General features: G+C 67.3%; 14 protein-coding genes. 6 read left to right on the forward strand and 8 right to left on the reverse strand.

Translation table 11 applies throughout. From position 1 onward, the window contains the following. Nucleotides 1-54: 54 nt before the first annotated feature. Both ACQPY0_RS40785 and ACQPY0_RS40790 read right to left on the reverse strand, forming a co-directional pair. Complete coding sequence (locus ACQPY0_RS40785; RefSeq protein WP_432973589.1) at nucleotides 55-2,931, reverse strand: protein kinase domain-containing protein; 2,877 nt, start codon at nucleotides 2,929-2,931, stop codon at nucleotides 55-57. A gap of 131 nt (nucleotides 2,932-3,062) precedes the next feature. After that, on the reverse strand, nucleotides 3,063-4,091 hold the full coding sequence (locus ACQPY0_RS40790) for a DUF4238 domain-containing protein (RefSeq protein ID WP_432973592.1): 1,029 nt from the start codon (nucleotides 4,089-4,091) through the stop codon (nucleotides 3,063-3,065). Nucleotides 4,092-4,155: 64 nt separating this feature from the next. Here ACQPY0_RS40790 and ACQPY0_RS40795 point away from each other — a divergent pair, with 64 nt between their 5' ends. Further along, on the forward strand, nucleotides 4,156-4,314 hold the full coding sequence (locus ACQPY0_RS40795) for a hypothetical protein (protein WP_432973595.1): 159 nt from the start codon (nucleotides 4,156-4,158) through the stop codon (nucleotides 4,312-4,314). Nucleotides 4,315-4,422: 108 nt separating this feature from the next. On the opposite strand, the gene ACQPY0_RS40800 is transcribed toward ACQPY0_RS40795, so the two are convergent. The 4 genes from ACQPY0_RS40800 to ACQPY0_RS40815 all read right to left on the reverse strand — a co-directional run bounded on the left by ACQPY0_RS40800 (nucleotide 4,423) and on the right by ACQPY0_RS40815 (nucleotide 7,421). Beyond that, nucleotides 4,423-5,076: a hypothetical protein gene (locus ACQPY0_RS40800; protein ID WP_432973597.1), complete on the reverse strand. Its 654-nt coding sequence runs from the start codon at nucleotides 5,074-5,076 to the stop codon at nucleotides 4,423-4,425. Next, the gene (locus tag ACQPY0_RS40805) at nucleotides 5,073-5,969 is read right to left on the reverse strand and encodes an abortive infection family protein (protein ID WP_432973600.1); all 897 of its coding nucleotides are present in this window, start codon (nucleotides 5,967-5,969) and stop codon (nucleotides 5,073-5,075) included. Before ACQPY0_RS40805 ends, ACQPY0_RS40800 begins: the two co-directional genes overlap by 4 nt. Nucleotides 5,970-6,133: 164 nt before the next feature. Further along, nucleotides 6,134-6,472, reverse strand: a complete 339-nt coding sequence (locus tag ACQPY0_RS40810) for a hypothetical protein (protein WP_432973603.1) — start codon at nucleotides 6,470-6,472, stop codon at nucleotides 6,134-6,136. Nucleotides 6,473-6,641: 169 nt separating this feature from the next. Beyond that, nucleotides 6,642-7,421: a hypothetical protein gene (locus tag ACQPY0_RS40815; RefSeq protein ID WP_432973606.1), complete on the reverse strand. Its 780-nt coding sequence runs from the start codon at nucleotides 7,419-7,421 to the stop codon at nucleotides 6,642-6,644. 6 nt (nucleotides 7,422-7,427) lie between these two features. Here ACQPY0_RS40815 and ACQPY0_RS40820 point away from each other — a divergent pair, with 6 nt between their 5' ends. The 3 genes from ACQPY0_RS40820 to ACQPY0_RS40830 all read left to right on the forward strand — a co-directional run bounded on the left by ACQPY0_RS40820 (nucleotide 7,428) and on the right by ACQPY0_RS40830 (nucleotide 11,121). Beyond that, nucleotides 7,428-8,744: a zinc-ribbon domain-containing protein gene (locus tag ACQPY0_RS40820; RefSeq protein ID WP_432973609.1), complete on the forward strand. Its 1,317-nt coding sequence runs from the start codon at nucleotides 7,428-7,430 to the stop codon at nucleotides 8,742-8,744. 97 nt (nucleotides 8,745-8,841) lie between these two features. Beyond that, nucleotides 8,842-10,239: an IS1380 family transposase gene (locus tag ACQPY0_RS40825; protein ID WP_432971092.1), complete on the forward strand. Its 1,398-nt coding sequence runs from the start codon at nucleotides 8,842-8,844 to the stop codon at nucleotides 10,237-10,239. 213 nt (nucleotides 10,240-10,452) lie between these two features. Next, complete coding sequence (locus tag ACQPY0_RS40830) at nucleotides 10,453-11,121, forward strand: zinc-ribbon domain-containing protein (RefSeq protein ID WP_432995568.1); 669 nt, start codon at nucleotides 10,453-10,455, stop codon at nucleotides 11,119-11,121. Here the strand turns inward: ACQPY0_RS40830 and ACQPY0_RS40835 are convergent. Further along, a protein-coding gene (locus ACQPY0_RS40835; RefSeq protein ID WP_432995570.1) for an IS5 family transposase occupies nucleotides 11,114-11,949 on the reverse strand; the annotation gives its coding sequence in 2 pieces (ribosomal slippage) (nucleotides 11,114-11,661 and nucleotides 11,661-11,949; 837 coding nt in all). The two genes, ACQPY0_RS40830 and ACQPY0_RS40835, sit on opposite strands and share 8 nt — an antisense overlap. A 129-nt stretch (nucleotides 11,950-12,078) precedes the next feature. On the opposite strand from ACQPY0_RS40835, the gene ACQPY0_RS40840 reads away from it, so the two are divergent. Both ACQPY0_RS40840 and ACQPY0_RS40845 read left to right on the forward strand, forming a co-directional pair. Further along, on the forward strand, nucleotides 12,079-12,453 hold the full coding sequence (locus tag ACQPY0_RS40840) for a hypothetical protein (RefSeq protein ID WP_432973612.1): 375 nt from the start codon (nucleotides 12,079-12,081) through the stop codon (nucleotides 12,451-12,453). A 227-nt stretch (nucleotides 12,454-12,680) separates the two neighbouring features. Then, complete coding sequence (locus ACQPY0_RS40845; protein ID WP_432973615.1) at nucleotides 12,681-14,321, forward strand: SWIM zinc finger family protein; 1,641 nt, start codon at nucleotides 12,681-12,683, stop codon at nucleotides 14,319-14,321. A 465-nt stretch (nucleotides 14,322-14,786) separates the two neighbouring features. Here the strand turns inward: ACQPY0_RS40845 and ACQPY0_RS40850 are convergent, their stop codons facing one another. Further along, the gene (locus tag ACQPY0_RS40850; protein WP_432973618.1) at nucleotides 14,787-15,353 is read right to left on the reverse strand and encodes a Uma2 family endonuclease; all 567 of its coding nucleotides are present in this window, start codon (nucleotides 15,351-15,353) and stop codon (nucleotides 14,787-14,789) included. Nucleotide 15,354: the final 1 nt, after the last annotated feature.

Raw genomic sequence — 15,354 nt, forward strand, 5'->3', positions numbered from 1 at the left:
TTTTGACCCCTGCCTGCCGAACGCGGATCGTCGGCGGAACCCGACGATACCGACTCAGCTGGCGCGACCCGACGTGGAGACAAGGGCGGCACGTATGCGGTGGTCCACCTGACGGTCGTCGACCAGGTCGACAAAGTGCCGGTGGTTGTCCGGGTTGCGTCGAATGACGGCTGCGACAACCGCCGCAGCGTGCCCAGTTCGCGTCGCGAACCACGCGCGGATGTCGGATTGCACGTTCCAGCGGTCCCAGAGATCGAGGTAGAGGATCGCGTCGGCAACGTCCTCCATCAGATCCCATTCTTCGATCTTCTCAGCCTGATAAGCGACTGTGAGGAACCATGTGACGAGGCGGTCGACGTCGCCGTACTCGAGGACGACACCAGTGTTGCTGTGCAGGTCCGGCACTGCCTGAACGATGTCGCGGAACGCGGACGGGTTTCCGGTCACAGCCTTCCGGACCTGCTCGTCTATAAGCTCGGTCAGCACGTCCATGTAGAGCTCGTAGTCGCCGGCGCGCCCGGCGATGAGCCGCACAAGCTCATCCAGCGCTGCATCATCGTCGTCGCGCACCCGAGCGAGTAGGTGTTCAGCGCGGCTGATTGGCAACTCGGCCGGCGGATCGAGTTCGACCGCAATCAGCAGCAGGAGGTCATCGACAGTGGCGGGACGAAGCTCCGGCAGAGCCTGCGTCGCAGCCTTCACGACGTTGCGCCACGGACCAGTCGACGGCAGCAGCGGCACGTTCACCGCAGGCCAGGCGCCGGTCAGCGCCCAACCGATAATCTGACCGATGCTGTAAATATCGGCCGCAGCGCTTACGGCGTGCGCATCGCGCCACAACTCCGGCGCGGCGAATCCAGGCGTACCGAATTCAGTCCCGGCGCGCGTCCGGTTCGGGTCCGTAGTCTGGCCGCGCGGCCGACGCCCCAGACCCCAATCGGCGACGACCCACCGGTCCTCGAGCCAGAGAACGTTGTCGGGCTTGAGGTCACGATGGATCCAGCCCGCTTGGTGCGGTTCCCGCAGTGCCTCGCAGATCGCGGCAATCAGTTTGCGAAGAGCCTCGTCATCAGCGAGGTCGGCGGCGACGCCTTGTGCGCTGTGGCTGGCGATCGGCATGACGAACCAGTCGGCAGCGCTGTCGAAGTCCAGCACTGGCATGACGTTCTGGTGCCAGCCGAACCGTTGCGCTGCTTCGATCTCACGGCGCATCCGGGCCCGATAGGCGGTCGTCGTCTGGTTAAGTCGCTTGAACGCGACTCGTTGCCCTGTCGGCTTGTGGACGGCTCCGAACACGGTGCCTTGACCGCCAGCAGGGACAAGTGGACGCGGATCGAGTTTGTAGTCTTTCCGCATGCCTCGAGCCTCGATGCTGACGCGGCGGAGGTCTTCGGCAGGCGTTGCTGACAGCCCGGTCGGCTCGGCGAGGTCAGGTTGACCGTGAGCGCCGTTCGTCGCTACCGGAACGTTCGGTGCCTTCACCTCGGGCGGCGGACCGCTCGCAGCGGCAGCGGGGACGCCGGCCGACACGGGACTGATCGCAACGACAATCGGGCATGGCGTGGTGACGTCGTTGCCGCGAACGTCGCCGAGGAGCAGCAGATCACCAGCCGTGTTGCGGGCCAGGCCGTCCACGCGGTTGCTGTTCAACTCCGCGATCAATGTGCTGGTGCCGGTGTCGATGTCCGTTCGGTAGACAGAGGCATGGACGCCGTTGGGGCTTGCTGCGGCGGTGATCACTCGCCGCGGGTTGATCACAACGATGTGGTTGGGGCGGTCGTGTGGAGACTCGATCCGATCCTCGGGCCGAACCTCACTGCTACGGGCGAGGTCGATGACCGCAGAGTGCCCAGGCGCGGCGAGAAAGAACCGCAGATCTTCCAGCCAGCCCGCGGTACGGACATCGGCGTTGAAGTAGATCCGGTGAGTGTGCTGCCTGCCAGGACCGTCGCCGAGCCTGGTCAGAGCAAGCGTGCCGTCACTGTCACCTAACGACGTGCCGTGTCCGGCCAAGACCCAGACACTCATGCCGGGTCCCTCCATGAGCGCACGAGCATTGGTGAAGCCGCCACCGACCGGAGTCAGAACTCCGTCCTTCCAGGCGACCACGCCGTCGCGGCACAGCACCAGAACGGTGCCGTCATCTCGAACCAACGGCGCACCATGGCAGCCGAGGAGCGGCAGCAGCCAGCCAACCGACCCCCGGGCAAGGTCTGCCTGCACAATGCCGTGCTCGACGGTAAGCAAGAGCTGGCCATCAGCCGCCGTGAACCCATGTGGGGAACCCCAACCGCGGTCACCGGTCAGCACATGTCGGACGCGCACCCGGGCGTGCGCTTGACCGACAATGTTCCACGGCGCAGGCCGTCGATCTGCCCGCTGGAATTGTGCGGGATCGGACGCCGGCTCCATGACTAGGAGGTCAGTCAGGCTTGTCCAGGGTCGCTGCTCGAAGTCCGCGTGGTGCGCGACTTCTGCCAACAGCACCTCAGGGTCGATCAGTCCGTACAGGATCGCCTCGAAGTGCGTCCGGTCGATCAGGATCAAGCCTCCCGCCGCATCAACAGGATGCGGCACACGCATGTCGTCGTCGGTGTAGCCCTCCATCGACAGCAGGACGTGTCGAAACCGCGGCGCCGCAGCGGCTGCCCGCTGCAATCTGAGCACTTCGTCGTGCACATCGTTCCGCGCTGAGACGGTCACCTCAATGACGGAGGCGTGGCCAGCGGGCATGTTCACAACCAACGCCCGCCCGGCCGAGGACGCTACAGGTCGGACGTCGATCCCGTGATGGCGCAGCACAGTCGTGAGGAGCGCAACGACCTGGATGACCTTGTCGCGCTCCGACGCCTCGCCATCATGAACCAACCCGTACAGCGAGATCCGGTCAACTGAACCATCGTCGTCGGCTGCTTCGATGTCCGTCGTCACACGACTCCCATTTGCTGCAGAGGACATGGATGGACCGCGCCCGACTATACCGACCGCGCGACTCGCAGAAGCGCTACGCGAGCCGAGATTGGGCAACCGAATCAGGTGGCCCAATCTCGGTCCTCATTCGCCTACGCCACGTCCGGATCCCCGCCGAGCAGTTCGAGCGCCTCCTTGAACGCCCGCTCGACCACGACGGGCCACACAGGCACCGTCGGCGCACCGCCGGCCCCGGCCGATACCGTGACCCGAGGCGGCGCGAGGGACGCTCGGACGCTCGGGAGCACCAGGTCGGAGGGCCAGGCCATGTCGGGCCGGCGAAGCACCATCGCCGAGCAGCCTCGCACGATCGACTCGTTGACCAGGATCGCCTGTTCCCGCGACAGGTTCGAGGAGGCGCCCAGAGCGGGAAACGGCGTCATCGTGAGAAGCCGGTGCGGCGTCACGGGAATCTGGACCTCGTGCTGCTCGGGCAGCAGCATCGGCAGGAACGAGACCTCTCCCGTACCGCTTACCGCCGTCACAGGGGTGTCGCCCGTTACCAGCACCGGCCGGTCCGAGTAAGTCAGCAGCCATCGCATCGACAGGAGCAGTGGTTTGAGGCGGTCACCCTCGCGGACCATGTTCCGCATCGCCGCCTGCCGGTCCGGGTGGCGGACCTCGTCCGGCGCGCGCTCCGCGATCTGCCGCTGGAGGCTGGTCAGCGCGGCCTCATCCTGCGTGAGCGACGGGTCCTCGGCGATCGCCCGGTGAAGCACATCCATCGAGAACAGCAACGGGCCCAGGTGGGAACTCATGTCGGCCATGCGCGTGCGGAACGCGATCGTCCGCACCATCTGCGCGGCCACGAACCGCGCCACAGCCTCACGGTCGGACTCCACGGTCGGCAGGGTGCCGTTGCGAATAGCACCCATCAGTTCGCCGACCGGATTCTCGACCGCACGGTCGAACCAGCGCTCGAGCGAGTCGTCGGGAGTCGAGCCGTCGCCGGTGTCGTAGAAGTCCGGCTCGACGGTCGCCTCCTTGATGGTCAACCGTTTCTCGCCACCGTCGCGGTAGCGAGCCAGCACGATTCCCTTGTCCGCGCCCCTGGTGCCGCAGAAGCCCTTGAGGTACAGCTTCGGGACGGTGTGGTGATCGCGACTGACCTGTGATGACACGCGTCAACTGTGGCACGGTCCGGTGCATCGAGCATCCGCGTTTGCGCCGACGACCGTGACGCTCGTGAGCCCGGCGCACGGCGGGCGGATCGAGGCTGACACTGCGCTCCTGGCCCACCGGTTCGTCACGCGGCTGATCGGTGGCGACGCGTGGGTCATCGCGGCCACCGCCGCGCGGCTGCCCGTGCCCGGCTGGCCGCCGACCGAGCAGGACGTGGCCTGAGCCAGCGGATACACGCCGACGCCCCTATTGGACCATCGGCGGCTCAAACCGGGCAGGGGGGCCGACCGGTGTGTTCGGCCCGCGCTGGCGTGAGCCGGGGTCGGCGCGCTACGCGCCGCTCTCGCCCCATTCAAACCGAGCAGACCGGGCAGCCCGATGCGCGGCGACGATGCGCGGGTGCACGGCGTCGCCGCAACGCAGGCCCGTCACCCGGCATACCGCGCGTCGCATGCAAGGGCAGTGGATTGCGATGACGTCGCAGTTGCCGCAGTAGGTGAAGCCGCAGGTCGGATCATGGCTCGGCATCGCGTACGCCTCGGCGATCGTCGCCAGGGTCGTGCCCGCGGCCGTGTCCTCCCAGTCCAACCGTGCCGCCGTTGCCACAGCCGCGGCGAGGGCGACGCTGGGGCTGGCGCTGTCGGGGCAATAGATGTCCATGCCAACACCGAGGTCCAGTGCGTCTTCGTCGCGGACTGTGCCGTAGGCCACCAGTAGGTGCCGGGCCGTACCGCGGACCAGATCCGCCCAGCGCCGTTCGCCGCGGTGGACACTGTCGCTCCCCGGTTTAATCTCTAGCCACACCGGCTGCGGGAGGTGCAGCAGGAAGTCAGGCAAGTAACGCCCGGAGGGCAGTTCGTACCCCTCCGGTTCGTAGTCCCACTCGACCCCGAGACGATCGAGAAAAACCGCCCACCTGGCCTCCAGGCGAGAGCGGAAACGGCAGCCTGCGTAGTGGGTCTCAATCGGCTTTGCGAACGTCATGGAGTCACGACCGGGGCCGCTACTACCTGCGCGCCGCTCGCGGTTGGCGGCGCTCCTCTCTGCCAGGGCGCTTTGGAGTCCGCCAGGGTGTCGAGGAGCAGTTGGCACCAGGTCGAGGCCGCGTTGACCGCCAGATGCGCATGACGCTCGCCAAGACCCGCCGGCAGGGTCGGCTGCCCGTGACCGGTGCCGTAGCCCAGATTGCGCAGCTCGCCGATGCCGATCGCGATGGCTGAAACCCCGCCGAGGACCTTCTTCAGCGCGTCGACACCGTCAGGACTTCCCGCCGCGACCTGTGACACATGGAGGTGGAGCGCCTCCTGCGCCTTCTTCACCAGGACCGGGACGGTGGCGTGCTGGTCCACCGTCACGCCCCGAGCGAGGAGTACCACTCTCGCGGTGGCCTCGATCAACTGCTTGGCGGCGCCGATGGCCTGCGCGGGATCAGACGATGCACTGCGTCTGGCTCGCTCAAGTTCGATGCGGATACCGGAGGGGTCCGTAATCGACCGGAGCCGCTGCTCCAGGCCAGGCGGGTTTATCCACTGGATGCGGTACCGCTCATCGAGCCGGAAGCCGTCATCGGCCAGGTACTCCCTGACGTCGTCGAAGGTGGAGTCCTCGAAGCGCTCTTCACGATGAAAATGCCGTAGCAGGTGCTCGAACACACGCAGCGCACGGTCGACCTGGCCATAGTCTCGCCAGTCCACTTGCGCCGCGTAGCCATCGAAGATGCGGCGGCGAACGCCGGAATCCCCGCCAGGATCAGCGAATGGCGCGAAGCCCTCGTCGCGCCAGTACTCGTGGAGGGCGCTCACGAAGACCCCGGAGGCCAGGTCTCGGAACGCACTTCGAGCACGGCGACTGATTAACTCACGCTCACCGTCAGGCATGGCAGTGAGGCTATCTGTGCCACGCGGACCGTTTCCAGCCCTTATCGACGAAGCCGGACACGGCCGAGTTGCGGCTCTCCAACTGTGGAGCCTCGCGGGGACTTTTGGTGACGTAAATTCTCAACACGTTTCTCAGACACCTTCAGCCCGCCGGATTGGGGGGCTCACCGGCTGTCATGTCGCGGGCACTGTCCAGAAAATCGGTCGTTTCTCGACACGGGGTCCTCGCCCACTCGACCCGCCTGCAGCCACAGGCCGTCCGTACGGCCGACATCGGGCTCCGCGCTCCAGATCTCGACTTCTCGCTCGCGCCGACGTCGCGCACTTTCAACGTCCCAGCGCAGCTGGACCAGCTTCACAGCGACGGCCTCGTCTTCCGGGCCGGTTCCTCGGAAGACTTGCCCGAAGCCGCTGTCGTCTCCAATGCGGCTGTCCGGATCGTACGACCACCGGGCGTCGCTTTCACCGTCGAAAGCAACCACGACCACCATGATCTCAGGCATGGCAAGCCAGCTCCGCATGCTGTCGCAGCGCACTGGGGCGCTTTACCTGGGAAGCGCGATGTCGTGCACCACGACCGCAACGTTGAGTTGCGGCGAAAGCTGCTGCGCTTGACCTGCGAGGTCTTCGAGCAATCCGGCAGGGGTGTGCCGCGCAACTTTAGAGCGCTTGTCACCGTCTACCTGCTCGGGCGGAAAGCAGGCGACGAGGTACACGCCGTGGGTATGACCGGGCCGGCTTGAGGTACTGCCCGACGAGTTGCTTGGTCAACGCGGTCATGGTGGAGTCGTTCCAGCAGCCCTTGACCTCGATGACGACGCAGATCGTGTTGCCAGCGCTGTCGGTTGCGTCCACGCGGATGTCGTGTCGCTCGCCGATGCCGGCTCCTGGCTTGCGGCGGACCTCTACTTCTCGGTTGATGATGATGCCGGAGAACTTCAGCAGCAGGCGCAGGCCGTGGCAGTACCAGTCGGAGATTCTGTTCTCGTCTTTGGGATCTCCGGGGATCTTGGTGACGTTCCACAGGGCGAACGCCTGCGGAGTTTCACCGGTAAGCCACCCGTCGATCGTCTCCAAAGCCTCCAGGACGGCCGCCTGCAGGTCGGCTGCGTCGGTGACCAGCCGTCGCCGGCGGTCTTGCAGCAGTTGGTCCAAGTGGTCGAGCGCCGGCGGGGTCCATGTCTGCTGGCGGGTGACTTCCCCCGCGAACAGGACGGCCCGGTCCAGCGGCAGCTGAGGTTGACGACGCTGCAGTTGTTCGAGCGCTGCGAGGCTGCTCTCGGTGCCGCGTTGCACCAGGGCATGGAGCACTTCGTCTCTCCAGAACCCCAGCTGTTCCCGGGGCGAAACGAAGTGCGCCTCCCTGTCCGCCGGGTCGGCTTGCGGTGGGAACTGTACGGCGAGCCACTCATAGAGCTCTGCGATGGCGTCGTCGCAGCCGACGACTGTCAATGCTCGATGCCGGAAGTGTTGGCCGAGCGCCAGCGCGACCTCTCTGCCGACCGCCGGCGCCCGACGAAGGGCTGCCACGATGAGTGGCAGGCCCTGCTCTGGCAAATGGTTCAGCATCGCGATCGCGGCAATGGCGCCTGCTTCGGCGTCGAGAGTTCCGTCGACCGTATCGGCTACCCGGCGGTCATGGCAGGCATCCGCGTTCCCCGCCGCCGTGGCAGGCCCAGGACCCGCCCCGGCCGGATCCTGGGCGACAAGGCGTACTCCATCAACGCGATCCGCGCCGACCTACGCCGCCGCCGGATCGCCGCGACCATCCCCGAACGCGCCGACCAGCAAGCCAACCGCCGCAAACACGGCGCCGCCGGCGGACGCCCACCCGCGTTCGACGCCGAGCGGTACAAGGAACGCAACACCGTCGAACGCGCGGTCAGCAAAACTCAAACAGTTCCGAGCCGTGGCCACGCGCTACGACAAGCGTGCCTTCATGTACCTGGCCACCATCGACGTCGCAACCATCAAAATCTGGCTCCGCGACCTCACCACCAGAGATCCAAGAGACACGGCCTAGACGTGACCGAGCAGAACGGCATCCCCACGCCGCACCCAGCGACCGGCGGCACGGATGATCGTCTATGCAGAACCGGACCACACCCGGGCGACATACACGAGCCGGAACTATCCCGGTCGACGACATCGACGCTGACAGCCGTCAACGAGTTGGCTGCGAAGGGCGTCATGAGAACCCGGTATGATGGCCTCGAGCAGGACGAACGCGGCGTGTTTCGAGTGGAGAGGCCAGACTCTGTGACGCCGCAACGACGGTCCGGGATCAAACTGGGCGACTTCCCTGAGCTCACCCAGGAGTGGGACCACCAGACAAACGGCATGGCCGCCGACACCGTGCCGTTCCGCTCCCGGACAAAGTTCTGGTGGGTGTGCCGCACATGCGAATACCGATGGCAGGCCAGCCCTGACAACCGCGCGGGTGGCGGGCGAGGGTGCCCGCGGTGCGCCAACCGGGTGGTGGACTCGACCAACTGCATGGCCACCACGCACCCGGACCTCACGGAAGAATGGCACCCGACCCTCAACACGATCACACCGCAGGACGTGGTCGCGGGCTCCAACCGCAAGGCATGGTGGCTGTGCCGCCGTTGCGACGAGGCGTGGGAGGCCACCATCGCCTCGCGGGCGCTGAACGGAAACGGTTGCCGGCACTGCAAAGGATGGGCGATCTCGCAGGCCAAACAGGTCCCGGCCCACGGGCGCTCGCTCTCTGACCCGGATCCGTGGATAGGGATACAACACGGCGTGGCATAGATGAACGGATGCCTTGTCAGCAGGGATGATTGGACTTGTCTAGGGACCAATCCGTCGCTGTGAGAAGGACACCCGTTCGGTGCAGAGGATACCTGGTTTGGCAGGTCGGGTGCGTGTCGGCGCACCGGACGCGTCGTTGACGCCGGTGTCGGGTGTGGTCGCGGTGGCCGAGTTGGTCGGCCGGTTGGGCGTGACCGCCGCGTTGGACGACGCAGTCGGTGCGATCAAGCAGCGGGACCGGGGCCTGTCCGCGGGGCAATTCCTGGTCGCGGTGGCGCAGGCGCAGATGTGCGGTGCGCAGTTCTGGACCGGGCTGGACCGCCGCCGTGCCGATCCGGCCGGGGAGGCGCTGTCGGCGGTGGCCACACCGGCCTCGACCACCGCGGTGCAGCTTGCTGACCGGTTCGGCCCGGCCCAGGTGGCCGGGGTAGAGGAAGGCATCGGGGAGATCGTGGGCCGGGTGGTGGGACTGCTGCCGGCCAGACGGCGCGCGGTGCTGCGTACGGGTGGGGCCACCATCGACCTGGACGGCACCGATGTGGAGTGCTACGGGGCCAAGAAGGAAGGGATCGCCTACAGCTACAAGGGTGCCCGGGCCGGGCGTCCGCACGTGGCCACGTGGGCGGAGGCCGGCCTGGTCACCGCGGCGGACCTGCTCGCAGGGGACGAGGACCCGCGCCCGGGGGCGGGATCGCTGATCGAACGCAGCGTGGCCACCCTGCGCGTGGCCGGGGTCAGCGTGCGGCCGAAGGTGCGCGGCGATGTGGGCTACTTCGCCAAGGACATCGCGGCCGCCGCAGTGGCGGCTGGTTGCGACTTCTCCCTGGGGGTGACCCGCAACCCGGCGGTCTGGCGGGCCGCCGCCGCGGTCCCGGACACGGCGTGGCACACGGCAAAGCGGATGAAGGGTGCCCAGGTTGCCGTCTGCGACTACGCGCCGGCCGGGTGGCCACCGGGCACCACGTGCGTGGTGCGGCGGGTCAAGGTCCGCGCCGCCGACGTCTCGACCGATCCACGGGCCCGTCGCCGGCGCACCATCCCCAAGGACCAACTCGCCCTGGCTCTGGACGGCCTCGTCGGCCACGTGTACGCGTACTCGTTCATCGCCACCAACCTGGACGTGTCCACCCCAGCCAGGGCGGTCGCGGTCGAGGCGTGGCACCGGATGCGCACCGACATCGAAGACCGCATCCGCGACGCCAAGCACGGCGCCGCGCTGCGGCACCTGCCCTCAGCCAGCCGGGCAGCGAACACGGTGTGGATGTGGGGTGCGCTGCTGGCCGTGAACCTGTCCGCCTGGCTGCAGGAACTGGCCGGTCTGGACGGCGGTGACGGACGCGGCCGGGCCCATCTGGGCACCCTGCGGCATCGGCTGCTGACGGTCCCGGCCCGGCTGGTCCGCCACGCCGGGCAGCTCACCCTGCGACTACCCCCAGACCAACAAGGTCTCGCCGAAGTGCTGCCCCGACTGCGCCGACTACCGATCTGGACCTGACCACCAGGCCCGACCGGCCCGAACACCCCACCGAGACCAGCGAACCCGGCGCCACCGGGCCACAACCATACCCACCGGCAGAAACACCGCATCACCCATCGCCCATCAGTGATATGCGTCAATCACGCCGCCGCTATCCACGGATCCGGGTCTGAACAGGAACCTGCGACCGCCTCGCTGTTCGACGCCGAGCGCAACGGCCGGACCGCGGCAATGGTAAGTGTCGGCAACAGCAAGGACAAATGGTGGTGGCGGTGCGAGGCCGGACATGAGTGGCAGCGCACCGTAGCTCACCAGGTCACCGCAAAGAAGGTGTGTCCAGACTGTACGAACAGTCGCGCCCGTGCCACCTACAACATCGCGGTACTGCATCCCGAACTCGCCGCCGAGTGGCACCCCACCCGGAACGAAGGCCTCCAGCCGACCGAGTTCACCCCAGGATCGGAGTTCATGGCCTGGTGGCGCTGCCGCACCGACGCCTGTAGCCATGTGTGGCAGGCGATGATCGGTAACCGGGCGCGGCTTGGCGTAGGCTGTCCCCGGTGCGGTGACCGGCGCGTCAGCGAGTTCCGCAGCACGCCCAAACCCGGCACGTCCCTTGCGGACCTATTCCCAGGCCTTCTGGTCGAGTGGCACCCCACGCGCAACGGCGATGTCACGCCGTACGACGTCAACCCGGGCGCCCAGGTCAAGGTGTGGTGGCGGTGCGGCACCTGCCGACACGATTGGCACACCAGGGTCGAGAACCGCACCGTTAAGGGCAGTGGCTGCCCGGCCTGCGCGAATAAGGTAGTGACCGCAGTCAATAACCTGGCGGCAGTGCGTCCCGAGTTGGCCGCCGAGTGGCACCCAGCCCTGAACGACGGCCTAGGGCCTATCTGACGGATCTTGAAGTAGCGCGATCAGGTCTGGCGCGGAGCCAGATCACGATCGAGGCGACGGTGACTGTTGCCTCGTAACGAGATTTCAGCTTGTCGTACCTCGTCGCGACAGCCCGGAACTGTTTGAGCCGGTTGAATGCTCGTTCGACCTGGTTGCGATCCTTGTACCGTGCTGCGTTGAAGTTCGGGGGTCGGCCACCCCGTGATCCCTTGCGGGCGCGGCTGGCCCGCACATCAGCACGTTCCGGGATCGTGTGCGGGATGCCCCGTGCGCGCAGCGACCGCCGGTTGGCCTTGGACCCGTATGCCTTGTCCGCGGTCAGATGGTCCAGCCGCTTGCGGTGCCGGCCCACACCACCGGGGCGTGGGACAGCGACCGCGTCCAGCAACGCCACCAGCTCCTTCGTGTCGGCGGCCTGCCCCGCGGTGAGCCGCTTGACCAGAGCCCGGCCACGACCCTCGGCAAGGAGGTGGACCTTCGTGGTCAACCCGCCCCGGGACCGGCCGATCGCCTGCGCGGCACGTGATTCATCCGCGCTCAGCCCCCTTTTCGCGCACCCGCCGCGTGCTGATGCGCCCGTACGATCGTCGCGTCGGCCTGACCGCGCCAGTCCAGGTCACCGGTAGCGTCAGCATCGGCCTGCAGCCGCTGCTCGATCCGTGCCCAAGTCCCGTCGGACTCCCAGTGCGAGAACCGGTGATAGCAGGTCTTCCACGGCCCGTACCGCTCCGGCACCTGATGCCACTTCGCACCGTTGTCGATCCGCCACAGAATGCCGTTGATCACCTGCCGGTGGTCACGCCACCGCCCACCACGCTGTGGAACCATGCTGGGAAGCAGCGGCGCGAGCCGTTGCCATTCCACATCGGACAGATCACTGGCCACGCCACACTGTAACCCTCCAAGATCCGCCAGATAGGCCCTAGCGGCGACATACATGAACGTGGAGAGACCCGAATGACGAGCCAGGCAGACTTCACCGGACGGTGGCGGATCACGTCGATGGAGCTGTGGGACACAGACGCCATCGATCTCGTGGAGCCCGGGTTCATCGAGTTCGACCACGACGGGACCGGGCAGTTCGGGTTCATCGCCGTCGCCGGATGGATGGACTGCCGCGAGGCGACCCGCGACGGGCGGCCCTGCTTCGAGTTCACCTGGGAGGGTAGCGACGAGGGCGACCAGGTCTCCGGTCGTGGCTGGGCGGCCCTCGCCGAGGACGGCACGCTCGACGGTCGCATCTTCTTCCACCTCGGCGACGACTCGGGCTTCCACGCGATCCATGCCGAGCCTCAGCTGACCCGCACACGTCCCCGATGGAGGCCCCGGTGAGCACCACGAGCAACCGCACGGACCCGTGGAAGCTGAGATCGAACACGCCCTCGATCCAGGCCGGTTGGTGTCCGACCGGGGCTGCTTGCGGTTCGTCGACGGCTTCACCCTCGACCGCCCCAACGCGATGGAGCCGACGCCCAGCTCACAGAAGGTGCGACAGGTGTCGGCACCACCCTACGGTGACCCGGGAATGGGTTCGCTGCGGATGAGGGTACGGTGCGGCCATGGCCTGGTTCACGGAAGTCGATCTGGAAGATCTGGCCGGCGGACGATCGTTCAGCCGGGGCCAGGGGTATGTCGAGGCGGTGAGCAACCTACGGGACCTACCCGACGGCGTGGTCGCCACCGTACGGGGCACAGACCCTTACCAGGTCCGGCTATACGACACCGACGGCGGGCTGGACGGCGAGTGCAACTGCCCGTACGGCGAGGAGGGCAACTTCTGCAAGCACTGCGTCGCCGTTGGCCTGCGGTTGTTGGACCGGGAACGGGCCACCGGCAACGTCCGGACCAACACAGCGACGGATATCGATGTACGCGCGTTCATCGCGTCACTCGGGCACGACGAACTGGTCGACCTGGTATGGCAGCAAACCAGCGACGACCCGGCCATGTACCAGCGGATGCTGCTACGCGCGATGGCCAACGCAGCGACCGTCGACCTCGGCCTCCTGGCCGAACAGGTCGAGCGGCTGGAGATCGACTGGATCAACTACGGCGAGGAGGACGGGTACGCCGAGGGCGCCGACGCGGTCATCGAGGCCCTCGCCGCGCTGGTTCCCGACCGCGCCACCGAGGTGCAGCCCCTGCTGCGACGAACGTTCTGCCTGGTCTGCCAGGCCGCCCAGCGGTCGGAGGACCACAGCGGTGCCGCGATCGACTCGGCTGGCGCCGCGTGGGACGCCTACCTCCAGGCGTGTGAGACCGATCCGCCGAATCCCGCGGAACTGGGCGAGTGGTTCGCGGAGTTTCGCCTGGGTGCCCCCGATGGGCTGGAGGTGAGCATCACCGACATCGCCGACCTGCTGGGCGTCGAGGGCCTCAACGCCTACTGGGCGGTGCTGGAGACCGCCAAGACCACCAAGCCCTCGGACTGGACGGTACGCATGCTGCGGGAGGAGCTCATCCGGGCGACCGGGGACCTCGACGCGTTGGTGGCCTGCTACGCCGAGGACCTGTCCAGCCCGCAACGCTATGTCGACATCGCGCGACTGTTGCTGAACGACGGCCGGACGGCCGAGGCCATCGAGTGGTTGGAACGGGGTCGTGCCGGCGTCGACCGCTGGGATCACCGCGCAAGCGGGCTCGCGGATCTGCTGGTGGAGCTGTACACCGAGGCTGGCCGCACCGACGACGTCATCGCGCTGTGGCAGGCACGGTTCCATTCGGAGGGCAGTGTCGAGACCTACCGGGTACTGCGGGCGGCCATCCTCGCCGCCGACCCCGGGCGCTGGCCGGAGCAGCGTGAACAGGCATGGTCGCTGCTGCGGCACAGAGCCGATGACTCCAGCCTCTGGAGCGCTGGCGACGTGTACGTGCGCGTGCTGCTGCTGGAGGACGAGGACGAGGCTGCGTGGGAGGCCGTCGGTCGGTACCGCTGCGATCAGCAGACCCGGCTGGCGGTCACCGACCGACGGTCGGCGACCCATCCGGCCGAAGCCCTCGCGATCTACCTTCCGATCATTGAGACGGCCGTGGCACAGACCAACACAATGGGGTACGAACAGGCCGCCGACCTGTTGGTCACGCTCAGGGGCGTGTTCGCCCGGGCCGGGCGGGACTTCGAGGCGGAGATGGCCCGGCTGAAGGCGGTGCACAGCCGGAAGCGCAACTTCCTTGGTGCGCTGCGTCAGCGGGGACTGTGACGTCCGGCCCGGCGAACTGCGCAAGCGGATCGGCGAGGTCAACACCTCCGGGATCCTCGCTACGCGACCACGAGTCCCGAGAAGATCAAGCTGTGGATGGAGCGAACACGACAACCGGGCAGCGGGACCCCAGGACGATGAGCCGTGACGAACTGGTGGCGTACGTTTTTTGATCGACACGGGCATACCGTCCAAGTCGGACAGTGCTGGAAGTGGGTCGAAGCCCTCGATAGATGACTGCGCACCCTGTGCACGCTGGTCGGAGACCGCCACCTCGCCGTACCGGTCGAACACGAGTCACAGTTCCGAAAGGCGCTCCGGACGCTCGGCCACACCATCACCTCCCCCGGCGGGCTGAACCGCTCCGCATGACCACCACGTCGGGTGACGCTTGCAGGCAGCGTCAGGCCCATCAACGGCTCGAGTCGTCTCGGTATGGCGGCCCCGAGCCTGGTCGACCCGCGGTCAGTTGAGGCTCAGGTGGTCGGTGACCGAGGTGTTGAGCACCCACGCCAGCGGGGTGGCCGCCCGCATCTCGTACCGATCGCCGACCAGCCGGTACATCGTGACCGTCTGGCCGGCGTCCCGGTCGACCGTCCAGTACTGCGGAATCCCCGCACCGGCGTACTCCCGCGGCTTGGCCGCCTTGTCGGCCGCTTCCGAGCCACGTGACACGATCTCGACCACGAGCAGCACGTTTGCCGCTGGCAGCCACACCTGCCGCGGATTCGCCGGTGGCTGTCCCCAGACGACGAGATCGGGAATGCGCCCGCCGGAGACGCCCTCGGCGCCCGGGATAGCCAACCCGACCACCTGCGCGATCTGGTCGACGGGCCACCCGGCGGCAAGGAGCCAGGCCATGATTCGCGTTGCAATAAGTGCGTGCTCACCGTCCGCCGGCGGCATGATCGACAGAACCCCCTCCGGGCTCAGCTCGTAGCGGTGCCCGTGCGGGTCCGCGGCCATCATCGCCGCGAGGTCATCGAGCGTGGCGATGGCCGGCATGTGCCGGCCGACAGCGTCTGCGCTCATG

Origin of the sequence: Dactylosporangium sp. CA-233914 (assembly GCF_050942935.1) — a bacterium.
GTDB lineage: Bacteria > Actinomycetota > Actinomycetes > Mycobacteriales > Micromonosporaceae > Dactylosporangium.

Excerpts from the sequence above, each read along its gene's own strand:
- ACQPY0_RS40800 (WP_432973597.1), bottom strand. The coding sequence starts at position 5,076 with ATGACGTTCGCAAAGCCGATTGAGACCCACTACGCAGGCTGCCGTTTC.
- ACQPY0_RS40805 (WP_432973600.1), bottom strand. The coding sequence starts at position 5,969 with ATGCCTGACGGTGAGCGTGAGTTAATCAGTCGCCGTGCTCGAAGTGCG.
- ACQPY0_RS40810 (WP_432973603.1), bottom strand. The coding sequence starts at position 6,472 with ATGCCTGAGATCATGGTGGTCGTGGTTGCTTTCGACGGTGAAAGCGAC.
- ACQPY0_RS40820 (WP_432973609.1), top strand. The coding sequence starts at position 7,428 with ATGCCGGAAGTGTTGGCCGAGCGCCAGCGCGACCTCTCTGCCGACCGC.
- ACQPY0_RS40830 (WP_432995568.1), top strand. The coding sequence starts at position 10,453 with ATGGTAAGTGTCGGCAACAGCAAGGACAAATGGTGGTGGCGGTGCGAG.
- ACQPY0_RS40840 (WP_432973612.1), top strand. The coding sequence starts at position 12,079 with ATGACGAGCCAGGCAGACTTCACCGGACGGTGGCGGATCACGTCGATG.
- ACQPY0_RS40845 (WP_432973615.1), top strand. The coding sequence starts at position 12,681 with ATGGCCTGGTTCACGGAAGTCGATCTGGAAGATCTGGCCGGCGGACGA.
- ACQPY0_RS40850 (WP_432973618.1), bottom strand. The coding sequence starts at position 15,353 with ATGAGCGCAGACGCTGTCGGCCGGCACATGCCGGCCATCGCCACGCTC.